1 protein-coding gene and 1 pseudogene are annotated in these 898 nt (G+C 45.5%); both read right to left on the bottom strand.

The features are described 5' to 3' along the window. Positions 1–394 (bottom strand): hypothetical protein (locus TW84_RS23595; protein ID WP_045978041.1); only part of this gene is annotated, 394 nt, incomplete at its 3' end. After that, positions 391–898 (bottom strand): annotated as a pseudogene (locus TW84_RS24760) (Tricorn protease domain-containing protein); the annotation flags it as partial. The gene TW84_RS23595 and the pseudogene TW84_RS24760, both read right to left, overlap by 4 nt.

The following is an 898-nucleotide window of genomic DNA, read 5'->3' as shown; positions in this document are numbered from 1 at the left end:
CGTTGGTGCTGTGAATTGCAGGAAAATGAATGCCAAATATTTCGCTTTTGGCGATCGGGGAACCTAGCACATGGATCGGTGATTCGGGTTTGAGCGCTTCATATACCCCGTGTTCATCGGGCTGACCATTGTTAATTTGGCTGAGTTTAAAGTCATGCCGGGTGGCCCAAAGCTCGGGATTATCACTATCAGTCACGTTTAACAGCGGCACCCGAGCCAGCGGGCGCACATTGGTGATCTCTTGGTTCTCAATTAAGCTGGTTTCAGTGTGCCACTTTGGGTAAGAGATCTCTTCCTGTTCACCGTTTTGGCTTCGAGTAGCAGGAAAGTAGACGCCAAACAAATAGTAATTGGCTGGCAATGGGATCGCTTTATCGACTGGAGAAGTGCTCATAATGTCTCTCCTTTAACAAAGTCACCATTATTGGCAAAGGCGTTATAAAGAGAGGACCCGGTCGCACTGTGCCCTGTCCCTCCCGTCTGCTTCCATTTCTGATAGGTAACCAATTTTTTATCTGGAGAAAGTTTACTTAAAAGAACTCTGGCCGCCCCATCTCGGATATAGTTAGCATCTTTACCCAGAATCTCAAAATAACGAAGCTCTCCCATCGCTCTAGGGATAATTTCTTCCGATTGAAACGTTTGATTTTCTACATCAATTAAATAGCGATATTTACGTGTCTCTGCCCAAACATAACGACCTGTGGGGCTAATACTGCGCTTGCGAAAACGAGCGTCTTCAACGCTGCTAGTTTCATCAGGACTCACACCATAAAGCCTTTTATTGGTGGCTTCATCGTATACGCCGACCCCTAAATCCGAAGCAATAATGCGCTTACCATTATAGATAACCGAATCTTCATTAAACTTGATATCGACTTGCTGCTTTTCACCGCTG

It is taken from the genome of Vibrio neptunius (genome assembly GCF_000967495.1).
Classification (GTDB): Bacteria; Pseudomonadota; Gammaproteobacteria; order Enterobacterales; family Vibrionaceae; genus Vibrio; species Vibrio neptunius.
Note: the sequence above shows the minus strand (reverse complement) of the source record. Positions and strands in the feature narration are given on the sequence as shown.